This is a genomic window from Staphylococcus sp. HMSC061G12, assembly GCF_001838465.1.
Taxonomy (GTDB): domain Bacteria; phylum Bacillota; class Bacilli; order Staphylococcales; family Staphylococcaceae; genus Staphylococcus; species Staphylococcus simulans.
In genome coordinates this window covers 1-1,778 of sequence record NZ_KV837078.1, presented here as the reverse complement: position 1 = coordinate 1,778, position 1,778 = coordinate 1, and the positions used below count along the sequence as shown (strand labels likewise).

Annotated in this window: 2 protein-coding genes; one reads left to right on the top strand and one right to left on the bottom strand. The window is 30.6% G+C overall.

All coding sequences use genetic code 11. The features are described from left to right. The first annotated feature begins 161 nt into the window (after positions 1–161). Positions 162–263: a type I toxin-antitoxin system Fst family toxin gene (locus HMPREF2937_RS13470; protein ID WP_002497230.1), complete on the top strand. Its 102-nt coding sequence runs from the start codon at positions 162–164 to the stop codon at positions 261–263. A 190-nt stretch (positions 264–453) separates the two neighbouring features. Here the strand turns inward: HMPREF2937_RS13470 and rpe are convergent, their stop codons facing one another. Continuing rightward, entirely contained in the window at positions 454–1,107 is a 654-nt protein-coding gene (gene rpe / locus HMPREF2937_RS07250) for a ribulose-phosphate 3-epimerase (protein WP_225261181.1), read from the bottom strand. Positions 1,108–1,778 lie beyond the last annotated feature (671 nt).

Genomic DNA, 1,778 nt, shown 5'->3' with positions numbered 1-1,778 from the left:
AGTGAAACGAGTTTCTTCTTGTCTTGATACTATAAAAAAGCAAAGATATAACATAAAATGACTTATCAGAAGTTATATGTAACTCACCCATTACAGATGATATAATATAAAGGTCGCCTATCTCTCAGGCGTCAATCTAGACGTAGAGAGGAGGTGTAATTATGCTTGATAACTTTGTTCACATCATGACCACAGCAGCGAGTGGTTGTATCGTCGCATTATTTGCGCATTGGCTACGCAATCGCAACGATAAGAAAAAATAGGCGACTATAGTCACACCTAAAAATCCCCTCACTACTTCCGATAGTGAGGGGATTGGTGTATTATGCTTAATAACTTTGTTAAGTAGATTATAACACTGGCTGGTAGAGAAATGCAAAAATCATTTAAGAATTATACTTTCTTTCTCTTTTTTATAAGTATCTTTATGGTATTAATATCAAAATCAAAGGCTTACTTTAAATTATTTATAAGGGTTGCATAGTCTTTGTTTTTACCAAACAATGAAGACGTGCCCAAAACAAAACCTTTCACCCCTTTAGTTGATAAATTATCAATACGCTCAGGGGATATAGCACCATCTACTAAAACATCGTAATTAAAGCGTGATTTGAAAGACATTTCAACTAATTCATCTATTTTATAATCAACGTAATTTAGATATTTTTGTCCAGCGAACCCTGGGTTTACAGTCATAATCATTACATAATCTACAATGTTTAATAAAGGTTTAATAGATTCTATAGAAGTTCCAGGGTTAAGTGCAATTCCTGCTTTAATATTTTTCTGCTTAATTTTCTGTAATGTTCTTGCTGGATGCATATCAGCTTCTGGGTGTATATAAATAATGTCTACCCCTATATTTGCAAACAAATTTATATGATTATTAGGATTATTAACCATTAGATGAACATCAATTGGTTTTTTTGTACTTTTTCTAATAAATTCTAAGTCTTGTAGCCCCATCCCAAAATTTGGAACAAATTGCCCATCCATAATATCTATATGATATCCAGTGACGCCTGCTTCCTCCAAGTTGCTTATCTCAGTAGATAAGCTTCCGAAATCTGCGCACATCATAGAAGGTAATAGCCATTTTTCCATAATAAAACTCCTTTATTAACGTTATTATTCTATATTTGTATGGTTAGGTACCGTTCTTCAGTAATATTGTTTCTTTCAATTAATTGAGTTATTACGAAGTCTAATAATGATAATTGAAACTGTTCGAAAACACTCCACATAGGCTGTATAGAATCTAATTCTTCATTTTCTTTCATTGTTTTTGCTTTAATATTTATAATTAAGTAGTTCTTTGTGGCAATGTTTCTTTTGGAAAAGCTGTAAAAAATGCAATTTCTGCTTCTGATTTTTTCACATCATTAACTAATGCTTCCACAGTCGATAATTACCCAGTTCCCGAACTATTAATAAAAAATCATCTTGATTAATAGCAAGTGTGGTAACATCTCCAATGATATGTACTTCATAACCCAAATCCATAAGTCTCATTCCAAAAGCCTTTAACATTAACATTTTCCTACCTAAACCGTATATAAAGACTCTATTTTTTGTTCTATTTTCTCAATTAAAGATAGAATTTCGTTATTTTTTACTGAATTAAAACTTTCTGTATAATTCATTTAAAATATCTTTTTTATATTATCCAATAATTTCATCCTTAATTAGAATTTTGGTCCTTTTTAGATATTGCTTTAAAATACCAGAAGAAAAATGAAATATATACAATTACAGCTATAACAGCTGGAATAACTAGT

Excerpts from the sequence above, each read along its gene's own strand:
- HMPREF2937_RS13470 (WP_002497230.1), top strand. The coding sequence starts at position 162 with ATGCTTGATAACTTTGTTCACATCATGACCACAGCAGCGAGTGGTTGT.